Raw genomic sequence first — 24728 nt, 5'->3', positions numbered from 1 at the left:
TGTATGTGGTATTTATTTAATTCAGACTCCGTATTTGCCCCAGATAAGGCATCTTACGATGTAGATAAGTGTCAGATGTACAGGATAGAACAGGTAAAAGAAATACTTAAAATTTCCAAGATTACGACCTCTTTTGTGGTTGTAGAGGGCCATAAGTATATAGCCCGGTAAAGAGGCGAATTCTATTCCTAATTGGCAAATAAAGATGTATCCCACAAGAATTCTTATGAACTCGTAGCGCTTTAACAGATAAAAAATCGAAATAAGAATTATTCCGTAAAAATCATAGTCGGAATTGATCTTGTAGGCTATAAGACAGCCTAAAGCTTCAATTACTGCAATAGAAATAATAGTAAATGCAATCGGTATATTCTTTTCCTTAAATATCCTGCATACGGCGTCCATGGCCCATATTACCAAAAGCCCAAGCAAGAGAGTAAAATAAACATTGCATTGGTCATTTAATAGATAACTGTTTGCCTTTAAGGCATCCAACATATTGATGTTGAAAACCTCATCCTCTGCAAAGAATAAAAGATCAAAGGAGGCCTCGGAGATAATACCAAAAAGAAGCAGACTAAGAGCGTATCTTAGCCTGCTTCTTGTGTGTATGAAGCCTTCTACAAGGAGAAAACAGAAAATAGGGAAAGCAGTTCTGCCTACTCCTCTGAGAAAAATGTATATTTTGTTTATCTCATCAATTGAGAGATTGCCAGAATAAAGTCCATTTCGCACTACAGGGTACATGATACCTGCTGTAATGTGGTCAATAAGCATTGTTATGCAGGCAACAATTTTAAGAGTGTTTCCGTTTATTTTCCTGAGTCTGTTTATGTCTGGCATTGGTCTCACACTTTATGATTTATTTTGTAATAAACTGCTGTTACTGGTTATTGAAGTGTTATGCTATCCCATGAATCGGAAGGGACAAGTGAAATGTAGGTCTTACCGGTATTGATAACAAGCTCATCGCCGTTGTCATCATAGTACTTGGTTACACCTGTCTCGCTGGTCTTGGACCATGCAATAATCTTAGCTTCGCCGTTTGTAAGGTACCAGCCAAGCTGTCCTTCACTGATACAATTGTAAATAAGGTAACCATTCTCATCAAGCTCTGTGAAGCTGCAATTCTGAAGAATTACGTTCTTGAAGCTAAGAGGAGCACTGTCCTCGGCATCTTCATGTCTGTCGCCATACTCGTAGTACTCATACTCTTTGGTATCGCTGTTGTAAACAAGCTGAGATGAGTTGTGCTTGAAAGGAAGAGTTACGATAGTGCCCGGATATGTATTGGAGTACTTCTCTGAGAGAACAAGCTCCTTGCCGTATTCAATGAAATTGAAGTGGCTGCCGGCATTTGCGTACTCATTGTAAGTAGCGGAAATGTTGAACTTCTCAATATCTGATTCAAGATCACCAGGTAAAATATACTCTGTAAATTCTCTTGCCTTACCGTTGTTTACTCTTGAGAAATAACCTGAAAGATGATCAGCTGCCCAAGGGTTAGCAAAATATGCATCGTTGTGGTAAGGACCGCCATCGTGGCAAAGGATTGCGTTCCACTCAGCTGCAAGAAGGATGTTGGTAGGACGTGTACTTCTGATACTACCAAGCTGTTCAATGCTGCCCCAATCCTTAACTACACACATGAGACGTGTGATGCGGTCGTTCTTGGTGCTGTTCATAAGCTCGTATACTACGTCAGCCTCTGAAGTTCCATAGTGTGGAAGAGCAGTAAGCTCGTTGTCTACCATAGCTGCGATAGGACGCTGGTCCTTGATCTCTTCGCTGATTGGCTCACCTGTAAGTTCACTGAAGTACATTCCTTCAGGAAGTACGTAAGGCTCATCGGCAACAACCTCTTCTGTAGCTGCTTCTGCAGCAGTATCAGTTGTTTCTGTGGTTATAGGTTCAAAAGAAACTCCACCTGAAGTCTCATCTGATGCATCTTCTGCACCGCAGGCTGCCATTGAAAGCACCATAGCTGAGCAAAGCAGGGATGCAATTACTTTTTTGCCATATGTTCTAATATGCATTGCTTGTAATCTCCTTGTTGTAATAAAAACAAAATTTACCTTTCAAAATTGCATAGTAAAGCAATTTTAAATCATAGGTAATCTATATTGTATCAAAGATGAAAGCTTTGAGCAAGTTTCATGGCCCTAGATAGCTATAACTAACATAAAAACATTTTATTTTTGCGGAAAAGAGAGTAGTATAGTATTTGATAATCATTATCAATAAACATTTTGATGTGAGAGGAAATACAAGTGACTTTAAGAGAATTAGCCATAGGTGGCAAGGCAAGAATAATAAAAGTTGGCGGGGAAGGAGCTCTTCGCCAACATTTTTTGGATATGGGTGTGATACCGGGAGCAGAGTTATCCGTTATCAAGTATGCCCCAATGGGAGATCCGCTGGAAATTGAGATCCACGGATATAGACTGACCCTTCGTCTGGCAGAAGCTGAGAGAATTGAAATAGAGACTATAGAACAATTCGCCGGACAGGAAGAAGGCAAAAAAGAAACAGAAAAGCCTGCTTCTGATAAGAAAAAGAAAACCTTCCATCCGGGACTTGGTGAGACCGGTATTTTCCACCCGAAGGGAAGTGGAAATCCTCTCCCTGAGGGAACTACACTTACATTTGCGTTGGTGGGCAATCAGAACAGCGGAAAGACAACTCTTTTTAACCAGCTGACAGGATCCAAACAGCATGTTGGAAATTTTCCTGGAGTTACTGTGGATCGTAAGGATGGCGAAATCAGAGGCTATCAGAATACTCTGATTACAGACCTCCCCGGCATTTACTCAATGTCTCCATATACCAGTGAGGAAATTGTTTCCCGTAATCATGTTCTGAACGAGAAGCCAACTGCCATTATAAATATTGTGGATGCTACAAATGTAGAGCGTAATCTTTACCTTACAATGCAGCTTCTTGAAATGGATGTGCCAACAGTAGTTGCTCTTAATATGATGGACGAGCTTACAGGAAATGGCGGCGTTGTAGATATTAACCAGATGGAAGAAATGCTTGGGACTCCTGTGGTTCCTATTGCAGCTGCCAAGAATGAGGGTGTTGATGAGCTTATAGCCCATGCGCTTCATATAGCCAAATATCAGGAGAAGCCTTTAGAGCAGGATTTTTGTTCCAAGGATGACAACGGAGGAATTGTTCATAAGTGCCTTCACGCAGTAATGAACCTTATTGCCGATAATGCGGAAAGAGCCGGCTTACCCCTGAGATTCACCGCCAGCAAGGTGGTTGAGGGTGATGAGCTTATCATTGAAAAGCTTCAGCTTGATGACAATGAGAAGGAAGCCATTGAGCATATCGTTTCTCACATGGAAAAGGAGCGAGGCCTTGATAGAAGCGCAGCCATAGCTGATATGCGATTCCAGTACATCAAAAAGGTTTCAGAGAAATGTGTAACCAAGCCAAAAGAGAGCAAGGAACAGCTACGAAGCAATAAGATAGATAAGGTGCTTACGGGAAAATTCACAGCTATTCCTATGTTTATTCTTATTATGGCTATGGTGTTTGTTTTGACATTTAATGTTATAGGACCGTGGCTTCAGGGGATTCTTGAGACTATAATCGGAAGTCTCGGGGCTGCGGTGGAAAACCTTATGGACTCTGCCGGAGTAAATGAGGTATTAAAAGGCCTTGTTATAAATGGCATATTTGAAGGCGTTGGAAGTGTCCTTAGTTTCCTTCCCATTATTGTTGTGTTGTTTTTGTTCCTGTCACTTATGGAAGACAGTGGTTATATCGCGCGAGTTGCCTTTGTTATGGACAAACTCCTTAGAAAAATAGGTTTATCCGGACGAAGCATCGTTCCACTTCTTATAGGATTTGGATGTACCGTTCCCGCTGTTATGTCCACAAGGACACTTCCCAGTGAAAGAGATAGAAAGATGACTATAGTACTGACTCCTTTTATGAGCTGTACTGCCAAGCTTCCTATCTATGCGTTCTTTGTAAATGCATTTTTTCCGGGACGAGGAGGACTGATTATCACCGGACTTTATATTACCGGCATACTTGTAGGTATTCTGAATGCATTTGTAACCAAGAAGACTGTATTTAAGGGCGAACCCGTTCCTTTTGTAATGGAGCTCCCAAATTACAGACTTCCAAGCCCTAGAAATGTAGGGCAGCTCTTATGGGAAAAGTCCAAGGATTTTATACAGAGAGCTTTTTCAGTTATCTTTATAGCTACAATTGTTGTATGGCTCCTTAGTAATTTTGATATTCATTTTAATCTTGTTTCTGATTCCAAGGAGAGCATTATGGCTCTTGTAGCAGGCGGCCTTGCACCGCTGTTTGCACCTCTTGGTCTTGGAGACTGGAGAATATGTACATCCCTTATAAGCGGATTTATTGCAAAAGAGAGCGTCGTATCTATAATGGAGGTTCTCTTTGTAGACGGTGTGGAGAATTCTCTTTCCACAGTTACAGCCATTACTATGCTGGTATTTAGCCTTTTGTACACTCCGTGCGTAGCAGCTATTGCATCCATCAAAAGAGAGCTCGGCAAGAAATGGGCCCTCACTGTAGTAGTATGGCAGTGCTCGGTCGCATGGATAATAGCCTTTATTGTGAGGATGGTCGCCCTGCTTATTACTGGTTAAAATATGTCTGTCTGCATGATATAATTATTAAAGTATCTCATGCAGACAGTTTTTCTTTTTGTATGGGGAGAAATACATCGGGAACGAGGTATTTGCGTATGAAACTGACATTTATCGGAGCCGATCATGAAGTGACGGGAAGCTGCCATTTCATCGAGGCTTGTGACAAGAATATTCTTGTAGACTATGGAATGGAGCAGGGAAAAGATTATTTTGAAAATGTTCCTCTTCCTGTGTCCGCTCCTGAAATTGATTATGTTTTTCTGACCCATGCCCATGTGGATCATTCAGGCAATCTGCCGCTTTTATATGCTAAGGGCTTTAGGGGCAAGATATTTGCCACTGACGCTACAGCCGATCTGTGCAGCATTATGCTTCGTGATTGCGCCCATATCCAGATGCAGGAAGCTGAGTGGCGTAATCGTAAGGCTAAGCGTAATAAAGATATTTCCCAGATGGAACCTGCATACACTATGGAAGATGCTGAGAAAACCATCAAGGCATTTGTTCCCTGCGGCTATGGACAGGAAATAGAGGTATGCGAAGGGGTTAAGATAAGGTTTACCGATATCGGGCACCTTCTTGGATCTGCCAGCATAGAGGTTTGGCTTACTGAGAAGAATGTTACCAAGAAGATTGTCTTTTCCGGTGATATAGGTAATAAGCAGCAGCCTCTCATTCGAGATCCGCAGATGACTTCCGAGGCAGATTACGTTGTCATGGAGTCAACCTATGGCGACAGGCTACATGCGGTTGAGAAACCTGATTACGTCAGGGATTTGGCCAGAATCCTTGATGCCACCTTCCAGAGAGGCGGAAATGTGGTTATTCCATCCTTTGCAGTTGGAAGAACCCAGGAAATGCTTTATTTTATAAGGAAGATCAAACTTGAGGGCCTGGTAAAGAGTAATCCTAATTTCCCTGTTTTTGTAGATAGCCCTTTAGCGGTGGAAGCTACTGAAATCTTCGAAGATCACCAGTACGAGTGCTACGATGAAGAGGCCATGGAGCTGGTTAAAAAGAAGGTCAATCCTGTAACCTTCCCCGGACTTAATCTGGCTATTACGACAGAGGAATCAAGGGCAATCAACGAAGATCCGGAGCCCAAGGTTATTATATCTGCTTCGGGAATGTGTGAAGCCGGACGAATCAGACACCACCTCAAGCACAATCTTTGGAGAGAGGAATGTACCATTCTGTTCGTTGGATATCAGTCCATCGGTACTACAGGAAGAGCCATTATAGATGGCGCCGAGCAGATCAAGCTCTTTGGCGAGACTATTGATATAAAGGCCCAGATATGTAAACTCGAAGGCTTGTCGGGCCACGCAGACAAGAACGGACTTATAGAGTGGCTTAATGGATTTAACAGGAAAAGACCTAAAAAAGTCTTTATTGTTCATGGAGAAGACAGTGTATGTATGTCTTTTGCCCAGGACCTTAGAAATGAATACGGCTACGATACCTATGCGCCTTACAGCGGAACTGAGTTTGATATTATCTCAGGACTGATTACCAAGGAAGGCGTTCCAATTCCGGTCAAGAAGAAGGAAGCTACGCTTGTTTCTGATGTTTATGCAAGACTTAAGGCAGCAGGCGCAAGACTCATGGGCATCATAGCAAGGAGCGAGGGCATTTCCAATAAGGATAAGGCCAAATTCGCAGATCAGATAATTGCACTTTGTGATAAGTGGAGTAAGTAAAAGTTAGAAAAAGGGGAGAAAAATGAGCAGAGCAGACGAAATCTTTATTGATATGTGCAAGGATATTCTCGAAAACGGCACATCAACCGAAGGGGAAAAGGTAAGACCACACTGGCCGGACGGAACACCGGCTTACACAATCAAGAAATTCGGTGTAGTCAACAGATATGACCTGTCCAAGGAATTTCCTATCATGACCCTTAGAAAGACCGCCCTTAAGAGCGCAACTGATGAGGTGCTTTGGATTTATCAGCAAAAGAGTAATAACATTCATGACCTTAACAGCCATATTTGGGATGAATGGGCTGACGAGACAGGATCAATCGGAAAAGCTTACGGCTATCAGATCGGTCAGAAGAGCATTTATAAGGAAGGCAAGTTCGACCAGATTGACAGAGTTATCTATGACCTTAAGAACAATCCCTTTAGCCGCCGTATCATGACAAACACCTATGTGTTCTCTGATCTTCATGAGATGAACCTTTATCCATGTGCATACTCTGTAACCTATAATGTTACCCAGAAAAAGGGAGAGGACAGACTGACACTTAATGCTATCCTCAACCAGAGATCTCAGGATGTGCTTGCAGCCAACAACTGGAATGTGGTGCAGTACGCTGTTTTGGTACATATGCTTGCACAGGTATGCGATATGAACGTAGGTGAGCTGGTTCACGTTATTGCGGATGCACACATCTATGACAGACATGTTCCGCTTATTAAGGAACTTATTGAGAGAAAGCCTCTTCCGGCACCTAAGTTCCATCTTAATCCGGACGTAAAAGATTTTTATAAGTTCACCAGAAATGACGTATCTCTTGAGGGCTACGAAGTAGCAGGTGAGCAGCTTAAGGATATTCCTATAGCTATATAATTTTTCGACAGAGGAGAAAGTATGAAAGCGATAGTTGCAGTAGACAGCAACTGGGCCATCGGAAACAAAGGACAGCTCCTGGTGAGCATTCCGGCGGACCAGAAGAACTTTAGAAATGAAACAATCGGCAAAACAATAGTATATGGAAGAAAGACCCTTGAGACTTTTCCTCAGAGAGTTGTTCTTCCTAAACGCAACAATATAATTCTTTCTACCAAGAAAGACTATAGAGTCAAGGATGCGGCAGTTGTACATTCCAAGCAGGAGCTCCTGGACCTTGTATCTGACCTTGATACGGATGAAGTATACATTATCGGTGGAGAGAGCGTTTACAGAGAGTTTCTTGATCAGTGCGACACAGCCATTGTCACATTTATTGATAAGGAATTTGAGGCAGATACCTATTTCCCTAATCTTGATAAGGATCCTGAGTGGGAAATGGTTGATGAGAGCGATGAGCAGGTTTATTTTGACCTGACCTATACTTACAGGACGTACAAAAGAAAATGAAAAAGAAAGCTCTGGTTTTAATAAATAAAACTTCCGGAACGGGCAAGGCAGGTAACGATACTCTCGATATCTCTACAAAGCTTGCAGAGAATGAGTATGAACCAATAGTCTACCCGATTATTCCGGGGACAGATCTGACATCGGAAGTACTGGTGGCAGAATATGGCAATAAAGTGGATATGATCCTGTGTAGTGGCGGCGACGGAACCCTTAATCATGTCATGAATGCCATGATGGAGCTGGAGCAAAGACCGCTTCTTTCGTATCTTCCATCCGGAAGTACCAACGATTTTGCAAAAGCTCTCGGAATTCCGGGGGTTCGATCTAAGGCCATAGACATTGCTGTAAGTGGAAATCCCACATCCTATGATGTAGGAAAAATGAATGACAAGTACTTCAATTATGTTGCTGCATTCGGGGCCTTTTCCAAGGTAAGCTACGCAACAGACCAGGATCTTAAAAACGTTCTTGGCTACGCAGCATATGTGATCAGCGCTATTGCTGAGCTTCCGCAGAACATTGCCTATAGCTGTCATATGAAGATAGAAGCAGACGGTGTCACTGAAGAGGGCGACTATATTTTTGGAGCAGTCAGCAATTCTGCTTCTGTTGCGGGAATGACTCTTTTTGCAGACACAGATATTAAGCAGGATGACGGCCAGATGGAACTTCTTCTTATCAGAGCACCCAAGAATCTTGCAGAGTTCAACGCGGTTATTTCAGCTCTTGCCACGAGAGAGCCGGATAACCCATACATCACTTACAAGCAGGTATCCGGTGTGAAGTTTGTTTCAGAGGAAGATGTGGAATGGACCTTGGACGGCGAATTTGGCGGCGCCTACAAGGAGACTGATATAGAGGTAATAGGCAAGGCAATCACGATAATGACCAAATAAAAAAAGTAATAAGCGGGCTACAGAAAGAAGCTTCTGTAGTCTGTTTTTTTATTGGAAAAAGACATTGACAATAGGCCATGGTATTGTGGAGAATGATATTTGAAGAAGTTTGCGCTTTGGGCAAAACTTCTTATAGCTAGTGATAAGGATAGTAATAGAATGTTTGATGTAGTTTCTGTAGAAAAATGCAGCTCATATAGTTACGAGGAAGTGAAAGGTGCGCTGGATAAGGCTTTGGATGAGATAGATGCTCTTTCTTTTGTAAAGCCTGGGATGAAGGTTGGAATCAAGGCCAATCTGGTTTCTGCCATGGCGCCTGAGAAATCTGCAACGACGCATCCAATGCTGATGAAGAGATTGTGTGAAAGGCTGATGGAGCTTGGGGCAAGCGTTGTGATTGGAGACAGCCCGGGAGGTCTTTATACTCCTATGTTCCTCAACAACGTCTATAAGACCTGCGGCCTGGAGGAAATGGTAAAAGAACTGGATCCAAGCGGAGAAAAAGTAACTCTTAACCAGGACTATTCCATAAGTAATGGCGAGTTCATGGAGGCTGTATCCATCAAGACTTTTATTTACACAGGCTGGCTTGATAAGGTGGATGCCATAATCAATTTCTCCAAGCTTAAGACCCACGCCATGATGGGCATGAGCTGTGCTGTGAAAAATATGTTTGGTACGATTCCCGGTGCGACCAAGCCGGAGTACCATATGAGATTTCCTGAGGAAAAGGCCTTTGCTAATATCATGGTAGACCTTAATGAGTTTTTTAAACCCGTATTGTATGTGGTTGACGCCATAGACGGCATGGAGGGAAATGGTCCTACTGCCGGTGAAAAGAGACATATCGGAGCAGTCCTTGCATCGAAAAAGCCCTACGGACTTGATATGGTCTGCGCTGAACTTATCGGAATGGGGTATTCTGATGTGGGAACTCTTGTGGCAGCAGGAGAAAGAAACCTTGGCCCAAAGAGCGTAAGCGAAGTTGAGGTTGTAGGCAGTTCTTTAGCTGAAGTTAAGGTACCGGACTTTAAGAGAGCTACAATCCATCAGAGTATTACCTTTGAAGGAAAGGGTATAAAGGGAGCTATTGCGTCCATTGGAATCAAGCTTGTGTATAATACCAAGCCTATGGTCAAGGCTTCCGAGTGTGTTGGCTGCAAGAAGTGCTATGAAACCTGCCCTGCCCATGCAATCACCATGGTGGCAGGCGGCAAGAACGGACTTCCTCAGATTGACAGAAGTAAGTGCATCAAGTGCTTCTGCTGTCAGGAATTCTGCCCAAAGGGAGCTATGAAGGTTCATTACAACTTGCTTGGCAAATTTGCGAATCGAATAAATCATGTTTAATTACGAAGTAAAACAAGACAAAAAAGACAATCATGAATATATAGAAATAACGGGCTATGAGGGAAATGTTCAAAACCTTGTAATCCCTGAGACGATAGAGGGAATCAAGGTGGAAGCTATAGGTAGTCACGCCTTTAGCGCCAGACAGGATATTGTGTCGGTTTCAATCCCATCCGGAGTCAGAACTCTTAGAAGCTACGTGTTTCACAACAGTAGGAACCTTAAAAAGATTTCCATCTACGACAGTGTCGATGATTATTACGACGGTGTGGTAAGGCAGTGCGACAGCCTGGAGGAAGTGGAAATCACAGTTAAAAGAGGCTGGTTTGAGGTTGTGAGGAACTTCCTTGCGGACAGTGACAGAGCCATCAGATTTGTGATACACGACTATTCCAAGAATGGAACAGATGCGTCAGGGAACAACTCTGAGAATGGTATAGGATATGACGCTAATCTTTCATTCCCCGGATATGTATATGATTTCAACGAGAACACCATGGCCAGAACCATTCAGTTCTCCATAGCAGGGGCAGGGTACGCCTATAGAGAGTGTGTGGACAGGAGAAGGATTGATTATCGCCAGTATGATTCTCTTTTTGCAAAGGCCAAGATAGACGGTGGACATATCTGTCAGGATATAGCTATAGGTAGGCTCCTTCATCCGGTGGAGTTAGAGGACAGATCAAAAGCTGCCTATGAGAGTTATGTAAGAGAAAACGGATACGGGATTCTAAAGAGATTTATCGATTCTTCCAAGGACAATACGGATGCACTTAATACGCTGGGCAAATTACTGGAGTATAACTGTGACAGCTTAAAGCTTATAGATGGTAATCAGGAACATGCTCAGAGCGTGTTTAGAGAGCAGGATATTGATAGAGTAGTTGAGTATGCATCCAAACAGGATAATCCGGCTATAACATCTCTTTTAATGGAAAAGACAAGATCTGCTACCGGCAGCAATGATTTTTCCTTTGGTTTTTAAATATGCCTATTAAATTATCAACTTATCTGAAAAGTGAATATGGGGAGAAGGTGTACAGATTGTCGCTTTCTTCAGGCTGCGGCTGCCCTAACAGGGATGGAACCGTAGGCACAGGAGGATGCACTTTCTGCTCAGAAGGCGGATCCGGAGAATTTGCGGCGAGATTTAGAAATGATGATGGTTTGCTGACAAGAATGCTTGATGGGCAGATTGAGGAGGCAAAATCCAAGATTAGAGCTAAGACTGATGCAAGAAAGTTTATTGCATACTTTCAGTCTTTTACCAATACCTATGGAGATGTGGATAGATTACGTGAGCTGTACACCAGGGCGATTAAGCGCGATGATATCGTGATACTTTCCATTGGTACCAGACCTGACTGTGTAGGGCCTGAGATTATTGACATGTTAAAAGAACTTAATCAGATTAAGCCAGTTTGGGTGGAACTGGGACTTCAGACCATCCATGACAGAACTGCTCGCAGCTTTAACAGAGGCTATGATCTGGACTGCTTTAAAGATGCTTACAGAAGACTTAAGGAAGCCGGATTAACGGTGATTGTTCACCTGATAATGGGACTTCCCGGTGAATCCAAAGAGGACATGCTGGAGTCGGTTAAGTTCCTTGCGGGCTTGGATCCGAAGCTTGATGGAATCAAGATCCAGAATCTGCAGATTTTAAAGAGCACGAAGATGTATGAGTCGTTTGTACAAGAACCTTTCCATATCATGTCCATGGAGGAGTACACAGATCTTGTGGCGGAGGCGCTAGCTCTTTTACCAGATAAAACTGTTGTACACCGTATGCAGGGCGATGGGCCTAGAAAGTTACTGGTGGAGCCTTTATGGAGCCTTGATAAAAAGAGAGTTCTTAATATGCTAACTGCCAAGACTAAGAGCATGCTAAGGTGACAAAGACGTCTGTAACCATGAGTTTATGGAATAGGAAACAAACTGAGGATTTTTATGAGTTTTGAAACAGGAAACAGAGAACAGGCAATAAAATATAAATTTACATTTAAAGAAGCAGTGCTAGGAGATGAGGCATTCTACAGAAGAGTAGCAATGGTGGTTCTTCCCATGATCATCCAGAATACTCTTTCCAACGTGGTGGGACTACTGGATAACATCATGGTAGGACAGGTTGGAACTCTGTCCATGTCCGCTGTAGCTATCGTTAATCAGATACTCTTTATCTTTTACCTGTGTATTTGGGGGTCTTTGGCGGGAGCCGGAATTTTCAGTACACAGTTTTTTGGAAAAGGAGATATGGAGGGCGTAAGGGCGGCTATCAGATTTAAGTTCCTTACGGCAATAACTATCTTACTGGTGGCAGGCTTTATACTGCTGATATTTGGAAGCACCCTGATATCGCTTTATATTTCTGCAGATACACCGGCCCAGGATGCGGCTGAGACACTGCGCTACGCAAATGGGTATCTTCGAATAATGATAGTTGGCCTGATTCCATTCAGTCTGACACAGGTTTACGCCAGTGCCATGAGAGAATCAGGGAAGACGACGCTTCCTATGATAGCAAGTATGGTGGCTATGGCAGTTAACTTTGTGTTCAATGCCCTGCTTATTTTTGGTCTCTTTGGACTTCCTAAGATGGGCGTTTTAGGTGCAGCTGTTGCAACAGTAATTTCAAGGTTTGTGGAACTGTTTATTGTGGTATATGGAGCCCATAAAAAGAACAGTAAGTATGAGTTCTTTAGGGGACTTTACAGTAAGTTCGTTATTCCCAGGCACTTGGCTGGACAGATGCTTATAAGGTCACTTCCTCTTCTTTGCAATGAGTTCCTTTGGAGTCTGGCCCAGGCAACTTTGCTTCAGGCGTATTCACTTAGGGGAATCGCTGTAATTGCAGCCATGAACATTAGTGGAACAATATCCCAGATTTTTAACGAGGTTTTCCTGTCCCTTGGTAATTCAACCGGTATTATCGTAGGACAGGAGCTTGGGGCAGACAGACTGGTTTCCGCAAGGCGCACAGCCTGGAGAATGGCGGCACTTTCTGTGGCATCGACTTTGGTAATGGGATCGCTCCTTGCATTGGCAGCGCCCTTTATTCCTCAGGTGTACAATACAGAGCCTGAAATCAGGCAATTGGCAACAAGATATATCTGGATCGTGGCTCTTTGCATGCCTATCAATTCCTACGCAAACGTGTCTTACTTCACTATGCGTTCGGGGGGTAAGACAGCAGTTACTTTCCTTTTTGACAGCTGCTTTTCATGGCTTGTACCTGTGCCCTGCGCTTATATTTTAAGCCGCTTCACAGGACTTCCTGCCATTACAGTATTTACAATAGTTTCACTTCTTGAAATCCTGAAATGCATTATTGGTTTCACCCTTGTAAAGAGTGGCGTCTGGGTCAGAAATATTGTAAAAAGTGAAGGGTAAAGACTTGGACATTACGGGCGATTTAGTGTAATATTTTAATGTTATGGATTTGTTTGAATATATGAGAGAAAACAATAAAGAAAAGGAATCTCCGCTTGCCGCAAGAATGCGTCCGAGAACCCTTGATGAGGTGGTTGGACAGAAGCATATCATTGCTAAGGACAAGCTTCTTTATCGTGCAATCTCCGCAGATAAACTAAGTTCAATAATTCTCTATGGTCCGCCCGGAACAGGTAAGACTACCCTGGCCAAGGTTATTGCTGGTACTACCAAGGCTGAATTTATGCAGATCAATGCCACAGTGGCCGGCAAGAAGGATATGGAAGAGGTTGTCGCTAAGGCCAAGGATAACCTTGGAATGTATGGCAAGAAGACTATTCTTTTCATAGATGAGATACATAGATTCAATAAGGGGCAGCAGGACTACCTGCTTCCGTTTGTAGAGGATGGCACAGTTATACTGATCGGGGCCACTACTGAGAATCCTTATTTTGAAGTTAACGGGGCTTTGATTTCAAGGTCTATTATTTTTGAGCTCAAGCCACTTACAGCTGATGACATCAAGGTATTGCTTAATAGGGCTGTAACTGACAAAGATAGAGGCATGGGCGCCTATAAGGCAGTACTTGAAGAGGATGCAGCAGACTTTTTGGCAGATCTTGCCGATGGTGATGCAAGACATGCCCTTAATGCTATAGAACTGGGTATTCTCACTACACAGAGAAGTGAGGACGGCCTTATCCACATAACCAAAGAGGTGGCTGAGGAATGTATCCAGAAGAAGGTCGCAAGATACGACAAGGATGGGGACAATCACTACGATACAATTTCTGCTTTTATTAAGAGCATGAGAGGGTCAGATCCTGATGCGGCGGTATATTATCTTGCCAGAATGCTTAATGCTGGAGAAGATCCTAAGTTTATAGTAAGACGAATGATGGTTTGCGCTTCTGAAGATGTGGGCAATGCAGATCCACAGGCTCTTCAGGTGGCAGTTGCCGCTTCACTTGCAGTTGAGAGACTGGGTATGCCGGAAGCTAGAATTACTCTTGCTCAGGCAGCCAGCTATATAGCAACAGCGCCCAAGTCCAATGCGGCTATTTGCGCCATTGACGATGCTATGGCCATGGTAAGAGAAACCGGAAATCTTCCGATTCCTACCCACCTTCAGGATGCTCACTATAAGTCTGCAGGCAAGCTTGGTCACGGAATAGGCTACAAGTATGCCCATGATTATCCTAATAATTATGTTGAGCAGCAGTATCTTCCTTACGAGCTTAATGGCAAGGAATTCTACAATCCATCAGGAAATGGATATGAAGTCAAGATAAAAGAGCATATGAAAAAGCTTAAAGGTCAGAAGTGACCATTTATATAAAGATATAATAAGTATTCTTACGAGGGTTTGATGAAAAAGAAAAAGATGCACACCGGGGCAAAGGCCCGTAAAAATAGACGACTGGTAATTCTTAGCAGCATAGTGGCAGGGCTTGCCACTGTTTTTGTGTTGGGAACGATTTTTTATGTGATTTTTGGCATGGATGATGACGGCGATTCTGAAAGTCTTATGGCTTCAAGTGCGACAGAAGCCTCTGCTGATGCCGCAGACTCGAATGCTTCTTCCAATGACTCAGTAACAGATCCTTTTTCCGGAGAAGCTATAGTAGCTGCCTCAACCTTAACTAGTGAAACTAATTCTTCTGAGTCTGAGTATCTGAGCCCTGATATAGTCAGTGCTATAGTGGCCGGCGGTAAGTCAGTATCCAAGGCACTTTCCTTAAGACCTGCGACTGTGGAAATGACAGCAGAGAACAGAAGCAGTTTTGCTTCAATTGACAACTGCCTCATTGTTGATTCATCCAAGGTTCAGATTGACGTAACATCTGAGGGAATACCCAAGAGTGATGACAAGTATTACTATCTTTTTGAGGAAAAGATATATGAGGATTCCATAGGGGAAGAAGCGGAGCCTCTTACCAAGATTTATAAGAGCGATGATACCTCTTTTACCGTTAATCTCAATAAGGGAGATTCTTCATCCAAGCTCTTTTCCAAGTTTACAGTGGCAGTTAAGCTTGACGGTGAGTATGTTTCAATTGCAAAACCTAAGTATATCACCAACCCGGGAGCCTGCGCCGGTTATAGCTACGGCGGTATGTCCCATAAGTCAATTAAGGGAATACTTCCTGATCCGCTTAGAATCGGTGAGCTTGCAGATTTAGGGGTAAGCTATTGCACATACAATATTCCGCTTTCCCATATTCTGAGTACTTCCGGCGGAATATCTTATACTTACGGCGGAGTGACCTATCACTTCAAGCAGGGTGCTATCGAGACCTATGATTATCTTTTCAAGAGGCTTAATAGCATGGGAATCGATGTGGCGGCTATCGTTCTTAATGATGCCAGCACTTCGGCATTTCCGGAGATTACTCATCCTGATGCAAGGCATGGTTCCTCAGCTCCTTACTATATGTTTAACGCAGTTAATGACAGCGGAGTCAAGGCTTGCGCGGCAATAGGAAGCTTTTTGGCTAACAGATATTCCGGATCAGGACACGGCAATGTCAGCATGTGGATCATAGCCAATGAGGTAAACGCAAGACGTGAGTACAACTACATGCCTTTTGTAGACGTCACTACTTATACAAATGCCTTTACTGATGCCTTCAGAGTTTTTTACAATGCAATTAAGAGTCAGAACTCTGCGGCCAAGGTGTATTGGTCGATAGATCAGAGATGGACTTACAACACCCAGAAGACCGGAGATTATGATGCCAAGGATGTTCTGGATATATTCGCAGCAAGGATTTCAGAGTATGGTAACGTTGACTGGGGCCTTGCAGCGCACCCATATTCATTCCCTAATGAGAACACACCATTCTGGAAGCCTACCAAGTATACTAATCATACGGTTTCCACACCGGTTATTTCCATGGACAATTTGGAGGTTCTCACCAACTACATGCAAAGGGATGAGATGAGAGATACTTCCGGTAATGTCAGATCCATTATCTTAAGTGAGATGGGTTATTCCTCAACTTCCGGTGAGACCATGCAGGCAGCGGCTTTTGCCTATGCTTATGCTAAGATGGAGAAAAATGGCTATATTGACGCCCTGATGCTTTCAAGACAGACCGATGCCAGCGATGAAATTGCGGCTCTTGGTTTGGCCCTTGGCCTTCAGACAACAGGCGGTCATCATAAATATATTTATAATGTTTTCAAATATATTGATACTGACAAGCGAAATGAGGTAGTATCATTTGCGTATGATATAGTTGGCACCACCTTTTAAATAACTGGTAAAAAGAGGAGAATGAAAGATGACAAACGCTGAAAAAGCCTTACAGATGCACGAAGAATGGCAGGGAAAGCTTGAGATTAAGTCCAAGGCCGAAGTTAAGTCCAAAGAGGATCTGGCAATTGCCTATACACCGGGAGTTGCCGAGCCTTGCAAGCTTATTGCACAGGATAAGAGCCTTGCTTACAAGTACACCATTAAGTCCAACACTATTGCTGTAGTTTCCGACGGTAGCGCAGTTTTAGGACTGGGCAACATTGGACCCTACGCAGCTATGCCTGTTATGGAAGGTAAAGCAGTGCTGTTTAAGGAATTCGGCGGAGTCAATGCAGTTCCAATCTGCCTTGATACTCAGGACACAGAAGAGATCATTAAGGCTGTAACCTATCTTGCTCCAGGCTTTGGCGGAATCAATCTTGAGGATATTTCAGCTCCAAGATGCTTTGAGATTGAAGAGAGGTTAAAAGAGATACTTGATATCCCTGTCTTTCATGATGACCAGCACGGTACAGCAATTGTAGTACTTGCCGGTGTTATCAACGGTCTTAAGGTTGTAGGCAAGAAAAAGGAAGACTGCAGAGTAGTGGTAAACGGTGCAGGAAGCGCCGGTATTGCCATAACCAAGCTCCTTTTAAGATATGGCTTTAAAAATGTAACTATGTGTGATAAATCCGGTATCCTCAGTAAGATATCTCCAGATCTTAACTGGATGCAGGAGAAGATGATGGATGTTACTAATCCTGATCAGCAGACAGGCAGCCTTGCTGATGCACTTAAGGGCGCAGATGTATTTGTTGGAGTTTCAGCTCCCGGTATTGTGTCCAAAGAGATGGCTCAGGGCATGAACAAGGATGCGATCATGTTCGCAATGGCTAATCCTGTTCCTGAGATCATGCCTGACCTTGCCAAGGAAGCAGGAATCAGAGTAATTGGTACAGGTAGAAGTGACTTCCCTAACCAGGTCAACAACGTTCTTGTTTTCCCCGGAATCTTCAGAGGTGCTCTTGAGTGCGGCGCAACTCAGATCACAGAAGAAATGAAGCTTGCAGCAGCCAATGCTCTTGCAGGTCTTGTACCTGATAGTGAGCTTTCTGATGTAAACATTCTTCCCGCTGCCTTCGATCCAAGAGTTGCTGATGTGATCTCTGCTGCGGTTAAAGACTGCTATCTGGCTGAGAAGAAATAATTATAGCTAATTAGATTTATATAGAATTCGTTGAGTTTTTGGAGGAAAGTTTTTGAGCTCCCAGTATCTTACCCTATACAAAATGATAGTTCTGTACATGCTTAAGCGCTGCGAAGTGCCTCTTAGCAAGTCTCAGATCTATGACTTTATTTTGGAAAAAGAATACACCACATTCCTGACGCTTCAGGAGGTCTTCAGCGAGTTGGCATCTTCAGAGCTGGTAAAAGAAAAAACTGTGGCCAACAGAACTTTTCTGGAGATTACACCTTCCGGAGAGGAAACTTTAGGCTTTTTTGGGAATAGGATAAACCCTTCTATCAGACAACAAATAGATGAGTATCTCCGAGAAAATAGCATGAAATTAAGAAATGAAACTGCTATTCAGGGAGATTACAGGAAGACAGCAGAAAATGAGTATACTGCACATCTTGTAGCTAAAGAAAATGGCCAGAATCTAGTAGATATCAGTATCCCTGTCCCTACAGAAGAAATTGCCCAGAGTATCTGTGACAGATGGCAGGAGAAGAATGCTGACATCTATCAGTATTTAATCAGCGAACTTATGATGTGAAAATATTACGTAAATAAAAGAAGTTATTCCAAAGATCATCTGATTATGAACGATGGAATAACTTCTTTTTGATATCTTGAATTGTATTTTCAGACAAAAAATAGTCTATGGCCGTACGAGACAGATACCTGTGCTTTTTACTTCCTGAAGTGTAATGCCACCATAGGCATACTGTTTGCCGTCACCGGTAGTATAAAAACGTATCTTGACATTGTGATCAGCTGAATTATTACCAATCCATCCTTCTGTCCATTCTCCGATTCCGGTATACGTATCTCTTCCGGACTCATCTATTTCTTTTCCCATATCATCCATTATATAGTCCCATTCTATAATAGGATTCATAATAAATGTATCTGCCTGCTCCGTTGAATCAATGTGTACTTTGGCAAAATGTATTTCTCTTTTGCCTTCAGTGTTAGCGGGATCATATATGACCATACACTTCCAATCCCCAAGAATAACATCAGGGTTTGATATGTATTGTGCTTCATCAGGCATTCCATTTTTTTCCACAAGATCTAAAAACCAGTCAAAGTCATCGATAGTAGCTCTGCCATTAACTCCTGTAATTCCAATGCCTGAATCACCGAGGATATCATCCATGTTTGAATCATCAGCTTCTTCATAGCCGCCTTCGAAAAGCTCCTTTTGAAGCTGTGATGCGGATTTTTCTTCTGTATAATTATCACTTTCCACCGTTTCTTCTTCATTATTATCTTCTGTTATATGAGCTTCTTGTGCTGGTAAACTTTCCTGTTGTGGATTCTCTTTAGCATAATTCTTTGAAGTGGCGGACTCTTGAATAATCTCTGATGCATTCTCAGTTTCATTAACTGACGCATATTCGCTTGAAAATTTGCCCGGTGAGATGATAATAAGTGCTAGAAGAGACACATCAACAATTATTAATATGATATTTAGAATTGTCTTCATGGTCGTTCTCCTTGACTGCTTTCTTTTACATTATTTAAAGCGATATAGTAATTCTCCATCTGACGAATCCATACTCCACGTGATCGTATCTTCGCTTATATATGTGAATGTAAGTGTTGTTAAGTGGTCATTATTTGGATTGAGTTTTCCCTTTGCTTTAATAACTTTGTTTTTAGTGTCGTAAGAATAATCTAGTGTGGCTTCAATATTCCAGTTTTGAAGATTGTTGTAAGGAACAAATTTGAAAGTGATTTTATTGAAATCAACAATATTAAGGGAAATATCACATTCTGAATTTTGATTGATGCTCCAATATCCATTTGCCCATTCGGCTCCCGTAGGTTCAGGAAACTCTAGAATAATACGATTATTTGGTAATTTCATCTTAAAGGATTGTTCTAAAACTATAGTTTCTTTATCATGATCAATCTGTACAACTTCAAGAGTTGTTCCTGCATTGACGAGCATATGAGCAAGAAATGTGACTTTTATTTCGCCCTGTCCTTTCGAGTCGAGTATGGTTTCCCATGACTTAGGATCTGTTACTTTTCCCTTTAAGCCTTTAAATCTAACAATACATCCTGCGTAGTCAGAATCCTTTCCTTCTTCTTTTGTGCCATCTATTATTTTGAGAGAAATTACCTGATTCATTTCCCGGCGTAAAGATTCATATTGTGCCATATAAGTTTCCAAAACTTCATCCTCATTCTTTTCATTCATAACCCTGAGAATATTCTTTATATAAGGCTTGAGCTCTGCTTTATAATTCCGGCTTATTTCCTCTTTTATTTCTTTGTTTAGGCCGCCTTGACCGGATACTCCCCAGGCCGCTTTTTCATCCTCTGTCATAATATTTACCAGATACGAGGAATCAAATTGGTTTGCATGCACCCAGAATTGGTTGACATATTTGTCTATTTCTTCGTCAACTTCTTTCATTCCGCCTCCGGATTTCATAATCTCTGTAAAAATCTGTCTCCATTTGGCTGCGCTTCTGTATCCTCCGTCGGTTTCTCTGCTGTCGTAATACTCGGTGTACGCTTTCATATATACTTGTTTACGCCCCTCAATGACATCAGAATAGATGGTATCAAGAGCATATGCAAATAGTGATACTCCGATAAGATAAACTCCCATGGAAGGAAGGGATATCTTGTTTCCTACAGCGCTCATCACCTTGTCAAAGGACAGTTTAACGCTTTCCCAAACAGCGGCCTTAGTATCTCCTTTTCTTCCGTGCTCCAATATTTTATATATGGAGATGGAGGTACTCATAATATTCATGCCCTTGCCTATTTTTTTGATCGTATCTGCAGGATAAGTTGACTTTAGTTTATCCTCAATTTCGGTCACAGTTACAGGACCACCATATCTTTTAGAGGTGCCCCAGCTTCCGGATTTACCCCACATGGTATTCATTATTTCACCAACTGTGCCATAAGAGTTTTTTACAATAGTCTTCCCAGCACCATCGGAAAGACTTAGTCCTTCCTCTATATCACCAACCACTTCGAGCCCGGAAGCAACAGTGCCTATATGCGTGCTCCACTCATCTAATTCATTTACCAGACTATCTGCTGCTTCCCAGCTGTCGCCTGCATTCACACTTTTTTCAAGCATTTCAACATCTTTTATGAGATCGCTATTTCCTGAGCCCATGAGTCTTTCCAGACCATCACCATGGTCCATAAATCCAAGCATCGCTTTTCGCGTCCCAGGATTGTCTATAGGAAAACCGCAGTATCCGGATAAATGTGTGGCACGTATTCGGACAACTTGTTTTGTTTCATCATATTCAAAGTTTACTGGCCAGATTGTACCTGTAGAAGCATCATAGTAACCTGCGCCAATGTCACCATCAATGGTTTTTTGAATGGGTATTTCAAGTGTCATATATGTATCATCAGAAATACCTTCTGCATGAAATTCATATAAAGTCAAAGGCACAGTGTAATCACCAACTCTATAATCTACAGTTCCGGGAACTCTAAGAATTTCCGCTTTTGTATCTTTATCAAGAAAACAGGGATCTATGGTCATGGATGCCCCATCACTACTTACAATACTGAGACTATCTTCAGTAAGTGTTCCAAAAGCCACAACCTCTGGCGTTAAGTTATCTATCACCGTATAGTTAGTGATGTCTTCCTCATCTGGCTCCCAGTCATGGCCAACAGTCCCTGCAAGAGATGTGCCCATAGATGTTTTTAGATCAAATTCGGAATAGTCAAGGTTTTCACTATCATTATGTTGAACTATATTATCAGTATTGTCTGTAACCACATCGTACTGCTTTTTATTGGAAGTATCATTCCTTTTAATAAAGTAGCCCGGACGGATAAAGCCAACCACAACTAATTCCACAGCCATTACTGAGGCCAATGTGATACTGAGCCAGCTTTTATTCTTATTGGTTTTTGTGGGAGATAAGTTTGGGGTAAAGACTTCAGATGCAGTAGTGGTTTTGGGTAGGATTGACAATTTCGTTGGATAATTTTCAGGTGTTAATGCCTTACCGCATTTAGGGCAAAACTTGGCGCTTTCGGTTAATTCTGTACCACAGTTTATACAAAACTTTCCCATCAAGACTCCTTTCATAGAACAATCTTAGAATTATTGCATTGATTTCCGAGAATGAAAACGAATATGAAATGTTCAGCAAACCTCAAAAAGCACCCAGTTTAACCGAGTGCTTATTCACAAATATCTGTCATTTATTCAATTATATATTTACGGTGAATGGCATAACAGAAAATAAGAATAAAGTATTATTAAAAGAAATTAAATATTAAAAAAGAGCAACAAAAAAAGCTGCTGACGGGAATCGGACCCGTGACCTCCGCACTACCAATGCGACGCACTACCGACTGTGCTACAACAGCTTGTTCTCTAATGAGCAACAGAGATATTATAGCAATATGGCTGCTCCTTTGTCAATGGAAATTGATTATTTTTGTTGACTTCTACGCATTAGCATGGTAAAGTAATGAATGACTAACGTGAAATATAATCAATGTTTTAGGAGGAATTTATAACATGAAGAATAGAGTATTAGCAGTTATGTCAGCAGCAGTAATGGCACTTTCACTGGTTGCATGCGGAAATGCATCAACAAGCGCAGGTACAGGTGAGTCTGATGTTGATTACATAAAGGGCAAAGGAACACTTGTTGTAGGAATCACAGATTTCGCACCTATGGATTACAAGGATGATAACGGAGAGTGGATCGGCTTTGATGCAGACCTTGCCAAAAAGGTAGCAGATTCTCTTGGAGTTAACGTTGAGTTTGTAGAGATTGATTGGGATAACAAGGTCCTGGAGCTCAATAATAAGTCTATTGACGTAGTTTGGAATGGAATGACTCTTACTCCTGAGGTTACAAACTCCATGGAGTGCACCAATGCATATCTTAACAATGCACAGGTAGTTGTAGTTCCTTCAAACATGGCTAGTTTAGTTACAGGTGTTGATGAGGCAAAGTCTTTTTCATATGCTGTTGAGACTGGTTCTGCAGGTGAGCAGGCAGCCAAGGACAACGAATTTAACTACACAGGTGTTACTTCTCAGGCTGATGCCGTAATGGAGGTCCAGGCCGGAACTTCAGAAGCTTGTATTATCGATCTTTTGATGGCAGGAGCCATGATCGGAGAGGGGACAAGCTATCCTGATCTTGCACACACAGTAGAGCTTACAACTGAAGAGTATGGCATCGGCTGCAGAAAGGGCTCTGACCTTGCAGCATACATTAATGATCAGTTAAAGAGCTACTATGCTGATGGTAGCCTTACAGAAACAGCCAAGATTTACGGCGTTCAGGACGCTGTTATTGCGCAGTAAAGAAGGAGTCTTTTTGAATGTTTTGGACTGTTACACTTTCACTTCTTGAAGGATTTCTTGCTACAATTAAACTGTTTGCGCTGACGCTTTTGTTTTCACTGCCCTTGGGACTTATCATATGCTTTGGTTCAATGAGTAAGCTCCGAGTCCTGAAGTTCGTTTTGAGATTTGTCATATGGGTTGTAAGAGGTACACCCCTTATGCTTCAGCTTCTTGTCATTTACTATGGCCCGGGCATATTCTTCGGAGTAAACATATGGGGCGGATCCGGAAATGGCAGATTTATGGCAGCTCTTATAGCGTTTGTGTTTAACTACGCCTGCTATTTCAGCGAAATATATAGAGGCGGAATTCAGTCTATTCCTGTGGGCCAGTACGAGGCAGGTCAGGTCCTTGGTATGACGAGAAGACAGATTTTTACAAAGGTTATTCTTCTTCAGCTGATCAAGCGCATCGTTCCGCCTATCTCCAACGAAGTCATAACTCTGGTAAAAGACACATCACTTGCGAGAGTTATAGCTGTTTACGAGATTATCTGGAACGGACAGGCCTTCATAAAGAGTAGCGGAATCATATGGCCACTTTTTTACACCGGTGCATTTTATCTGATCTTCAGCGGCCTTCTTACCTTGCTCTTTGGTTATATAGAAGACAGATTATCATATTTTAAATAAAGGAATTTTTATGCCGATACTGGAAGTTAACAATCTAAAAAAAGGATTTGATAATAACGAGATTCTAAAAGGGATTTCTTTTAGCATGGAAGAGGGACAGACCATCTCAGTCATAGGTTCCTCCGGAAGCGGTAAAACTACAATGCTAAGGTGTCTAAACCTCCTTGAAATGGCCGATGAGGGAACTATTACTGTCAGAGGCGAAAAGATATTTGATGCGGCGGCTAAGCCCTATAGCCCGGATGAATTAAGAAATAAACGTCTTCACTTTGGAATGGTGTTTCAACAGTTTAATCTTTTTCCACAGTACACAGCACTTGAGAATGTTACTCTGGCTCCGAGCCTTCGCGGCGACGGAAGGAGCGCATCTGAAATAGAGAATAGGGGAAAAGAGCTCCTTAATCAGATGGGACTTTCTGACAGGATGAACAACTATCCTCATCAGCTATCGGGCGGGCAGCAGCAAAGAGTTGCTATTGCAAGGGCCCTGGCTCTCAAGCCGGATATATTGTGTTTTGATGAGCCTACTTCTGCTCTTGATCCTGAGCTTACCGGGGAGGTTCTTCGTGTAATAAGAGAACTTGCCAATACCAAGATGACCATGATAATTGTCACTCATGAAATGGCCTTTGCAAGGGATGTTGCAGATGAGGTTATGTTTATGGATGGCGGAGTAGTGCTTGAAAGAGGCCCTGCCAAAGAGGTCATTACCAACCCGAAACACGAGAGAACCATACAGTTTCTATCAAGTTTTTAACAGCGCATTTACTGATAAATTAATGATTGAAAATGACAAGAAAATTGCGCAAAATCTTATTGTAATCACTAATCAGTGGTAATAGAATCAAAAGTATAGTCAT

General features: G+C 42.3%; 20 protein-coding genes and 1 tRNA gene. 16 read left to right on the top strand and 5 right to left on the bottom strand.

Annotation, left to right across the window (positions count from 1 at the left end):
• Positions 1–21: 21 nt before the first annotated feature.
• Positions 22–843, bottom strand: a complete 822-nt coding sequence (locus tag G613_RS0109735; RefSeq protein ID WP_029232487.1) for a TraX family protein — start codon at positions 841–843, stop codon at positions 22–24.
• A 47-nt stretch (positions 844–890) separates the two neighbouring features.
• Positions 891–2036 carry a DUF3048 domain-containing protein gene (locus tag G613_RS0109730; RefSeq protein WP_029232486.1) on the bottom strand — a complete coding sequence of 382 codons (1146 nt, stop codon included), beginning with the start codon at positions 2034–2036 and terminating at the stop codon, positions 891–893.
• A gap of 234 nt (positions 2037–2270) precedes the next feature.
• Here G613_RS0109730 and feoB point away from each other — a divergent pair, with 234 nt between their 5' ends.
• From feoB to G613_RS0109665, 13 genes are all read left to right on the top strand, one after another.
• Positions 2271–4637, top strand: coding sequence for a ferrous iron transport protein B (feoB, locus tag G613_RS0109725; protein ID WP_029232485.1), 2367 nt, complete (start codon positions 2271–2273; stop codon positions 4635–4637).
• Positions 4638–4735: 98 nt separating this feature from the next.
• A complete protein-coding gene (locus G613_RS0109720) occupies positions 4736–6340 on the top strand; it encodes an MBL fold metallo-hydrolase RNA specificity domain-containing protein (RefSeq protein WP_029232484.1) in 1605 nt (534 codons plus the stop codon).
• A 22-nt stretch (positions 6341–6362) separates the two neighbouring features.
• Positions 6363–7214: a thymidylate synthase gene (gene thyA / locus G613_RS0109715; RefSeq protein ID WP_029232483.1), complete on the top strand. Its 852-nt coding sequence runs from the start codon at positions 6363–6365 to the stop codon at positions 7212–7214.
• Between the two features lie 21 nt (positions 7215–7235).
• The gene (locus tag G613_RS0109710) at positions 7236–7724 is read left to right on the top strand and encodes a dihydrofolate reductase (RefSeq protein ID WP_029232482.1); all 489 of its coding nucleotides are present in this window, start codon (positions 7236–7238) and stop codon (positions 7722–7724) included.
• A complete protein-coding gene (locus G613_RS0109705) occupies positions 7721–8620 on the top strand; it encodes a diacylglycerol/lipid kinase family protein (protein ID WP_029232481.1) in 900 nt (299 codons plus the stop codon). The genes G613_RS0109710 and G613_RS0109705 overlap by 4 nt, the downstream gene beginning before the upstream one ends.
• Before the next feature lie 99 nt (positions 8621–8719).
• Complete coding sequence (locus G613_RS0109700) at positions 8720–9970, top strand: DUF362 domain-containing protein (RefSeq protein WP_029232480.1); 1251 nt, start codon at positions 8720–8722, stop codon at positions 9968–9970.
• Entirely contained in the window at positions 9963–10955 is a 993-nt protein-coding gene (locus G613_RS0109695; protein WP_029232479.1) for a leucine-rich repeat protein, read from the top strand. Before G613_RS0109700 ends, G613_RS0109695 begins: the two co-directional genes overlap by 8 nt.
• 2 nt (positions 10956–10957) lie before the next feature.
• Positions 10958–11866, top strand: a complete 909-nt coding sequence (locus G613_RS0109690; protein WP_029232478.1) for a TIGR01212 family radical SAM protein — start codon at positions 10958–10960, stop codon at positions 11864–11866.
• A gap of 54 nt (positions 11867–11920) precedes the next feature.
• Positions 11921–13360: an MATE family efflux transporter gene (locus G613_RS0109685; protein WP_029232477.1), complete on the top strand. Its 1440-nt coding sequence runs from the start codon at positions 11921–11923 to the stop codon at positions 13358–13360.
• Between the two features lie 43 nt (positions 13361–13403).
• Positions 13404–14726, top strand: a complete 1323-nt coding sequence (locus G613_RS0109680; RefSeq protein ID WP_029232476.1) for a replication-associated recombination protein A — start codon at positions 13404–13406, stop codon at positions 14724–14726.
• Positions 14727–14768: 42 nt separating this feature from the next.
• Entirely contained in the window at positions 14769–16658 is a 1890-nt protein-coding gene (locus G613_RS0109675; RefSeq protein WP_029232475.1) for a DUF5722 domain-containing protein, read from the top strand.
• A gap of 28 nt (positions 16659–16686) precedes the next feature.
• Positions 16687–17850, top strand: a complete 1164-nt coding sequence (locus G613_RS0109670) for an NAD(P)-dependent malic enzyme (RefSeq protein WP_029232474.1) — start codon at positions 16687–16689, stop codon at positions 17848–17850.
• A gap of 52 nt (positions 17851–17902) precedes the next feature.
• Complete coding sequence (locus G613_RS0109665; protein ID WP_029232473.1) at positions 17903–18421, top strand: DUF4364 family protein; 519 nt, start codon at positions 17903–17905, stop codon at positions 18419–18421.
• Positions 18422–18526: 105 nt separating this feature from the next.
• Here the strand turns inward: G613_RS0109665 and G613_RS0109660 are convergent, their stop codons facing one another.
• From G613_RS0109660 to G613_RS0109650, 3 genes are all read right to left on the bottom strand, one after another.
• Entirely contained in the window at positions 18527–19357 is an 831-nt protein-coding gene (locus G613_RS0109660; protein WP_029232472.1) for a hypothetical protein, read from the bottom strand.
• Positions 19358–19387: 30 nt separating this feature from the next.
• On the bottom strand, positions 19388–21940 hold the full coding sequence (locus G613_RS0109655) for a zinc-ribbon domain-containing protein (protein ID WP_029232471.1): 2553 nt from the start codon (positions 21938–21940) through the stop codon (positions 19388–19390).
• A gap of 226 nt (positions 21941–22166) precedes the next feature.
• A tRNA-Thr gene (locus G613_RS0109650) sits at positions 22167–22239 on the bottom strand.
• A 154-nt stretch (positions 22240–22393) separates the two neighbouring features.
• Between G613_RS0109650 and G613_RS0109645 the strand changes: the two genes are divergently transcribed.
• From G613_RS0109645 to G613_RS0109635, 3 genes are read left to right on the top strand one after another with little or no spacing between them, the layout of a single operon-like run.
• Positions 22394–23194, top strand: a complete 801-nt coding sequence (locus G613_RS0109645; protein WP_029232470.1) for a transporter substrate-binding domain-containing protein — start codon at positions 22394–22396, stop codon at positions 23192–23194.
• 17 nt (positions 23195–23211) lie between these two features.
• Complete coding sequence (locus G613_RS0109640; protein WP_029232469.1) at positions 23212–23868, top strand: amino acid ABC transporter permease; 657 nt, start codon at positions 23212–23214, stop codon at positions 23866–23868.
• Positions 23869–23878: 10 nt separating this feature from the next.
• Entirely contained in the window at positions 23879–24625 is a 747-nt protein-coding gene (locus G613_RS0109635) for an amino acid ABC transporter ATP-binding protein (protein ID WP_029674779.1), read from the top strand.
• Positions 24626–24728: the final 103 nt, after the last annotated feature.

This window comes from Butyrivibrio sp. VCB2006 (assembly GCF_000420945.1).
In the GTDB taxonomy this organism is placed as follows: domain Bacteria; phylum Bacillota; class Clostridia; order Lachnospirales; family Lachnospiraceae; genus Butyrivibrio.
The sequence above is the reverse complement of the archived record's forward strand: the minus strand, read 5'-3'. Positions and strand labels throughout refer to the sequence as shown.

Bases quoted from the DNA above. Each gene is read 5' to 3' on its own strand.
- G613_RS0109735 (WP_029232487.1), bottom strand. From the start codon at position 843: ATGCCAGACATAAACAGACTCAGGAAAATAAACGGAAACACTCTTAAA.
- G613_RS0109730 (WP_029232486.1), bottom strand. From the start codon at position 2,036: ATGCATATTAGAACATATGGCAAAAAAGTAATTGCATCCCTGCTTTGC.
- G613_RS0109720 (WP_029232484.1), top strand. From the start codon at position 4,736: ATGAAACTGACATTTATCGGAGCCGATCATGAAGTGACGGGAAGCTGC.
- thyA (WP_029232483.1), top strand. From the start codon at position 6,363: ATGAGCAGAGCAGACGAAATCTTTATTGATATGTGCAAGGATATTCTC.
- G613_RS0109710 (WP_029232482.1), top strand. From the start codon at position 7,236: ATGAAAGCGATAGTTGCAGTAGACAGCAACTGGGCCATCGGAAACAAA.
- G613_RS0109705 (WP_029232481.1), top strand. From the start codon at position 7,721: ATGAAAAAGAAAGCTCTGGTTTTAATAAATAAAACTTCCGGAACGGGC.
- G613_RS0109695 (WP_029232479.1), top strand. From the start codon at position 9,963: ATGTTTAATTACGAAGTAAAACAAGACAAAAAAGACAATCATGAATAT.
- G613_RS0109690 (WP_029232478.1), top strand. From the start codon at position 10,958: ATGCCTATTAAATTATCAACTTATCTGAAAAGTGAATATGGGGAGAAG.
- G613_RS0109685 (WP_029232477.1), top strand. From the start codon at position 11,921: ATGAGTTTTGAAACAGGAAACAGAGAACAGGCAATAAAATATAAATTT.
- G613_RS0109680 (WP_029232476.1), top strand. From the start codon at position 13,404: ATGGATTTGTTTGAATATATGAGAGAAAACAATAAAGAAAAGGAATCT.
- G613_RS0109675 (WP_029232475.1), top strand. From the start codon at position 14,769: ATGAAAAAGAAAAAGATGCACACCGGGGCAAAGGCCCGTAAAAATAGA.
- G613_RS0109670 (WP_029232474.1), top strand. From the start codon at position 16,687: ATGACAAACGCTGAAAAAGCCTTACAGATGCACGAAGAATGGCAGGGA.
- G613_RS0109660 (WP_029232472.1), bottom strand. From the start codon at position 19,357: ATGAAGACAATTCTAAATATCATATTAATAATTGTTGATGTGTCTCTT.
- G613_RS0109655 (WP_029232471.1), bottom strand. From the start codon at position 21,940: ATGGGAAAGTTTTGTATAAACTGTGGTACAGAATTAACCGAAAGCGCC.
- G613_RS0109645 (WP_029232470.1), top strand. From the start codon at position 22,394: ATGAAGAATAGAGTATTAGCAGTTATGTCAGCAGCAGTAATGGCACTT.
- G613_RS0109640 (WP_029232469.1), top strand. From the start codon at position 23,212: ATGTTTTGGACTGTTACACTTTCACTTCTTGAAGGATTTCTTGCTACA.
- G613_RS0109635 (WP_029674779.1), top strand. From the start codon at position 23,879: ATGCCGATACTGGAAGTTAACAATCTAAAAAAAGGATTTGATAATAAC.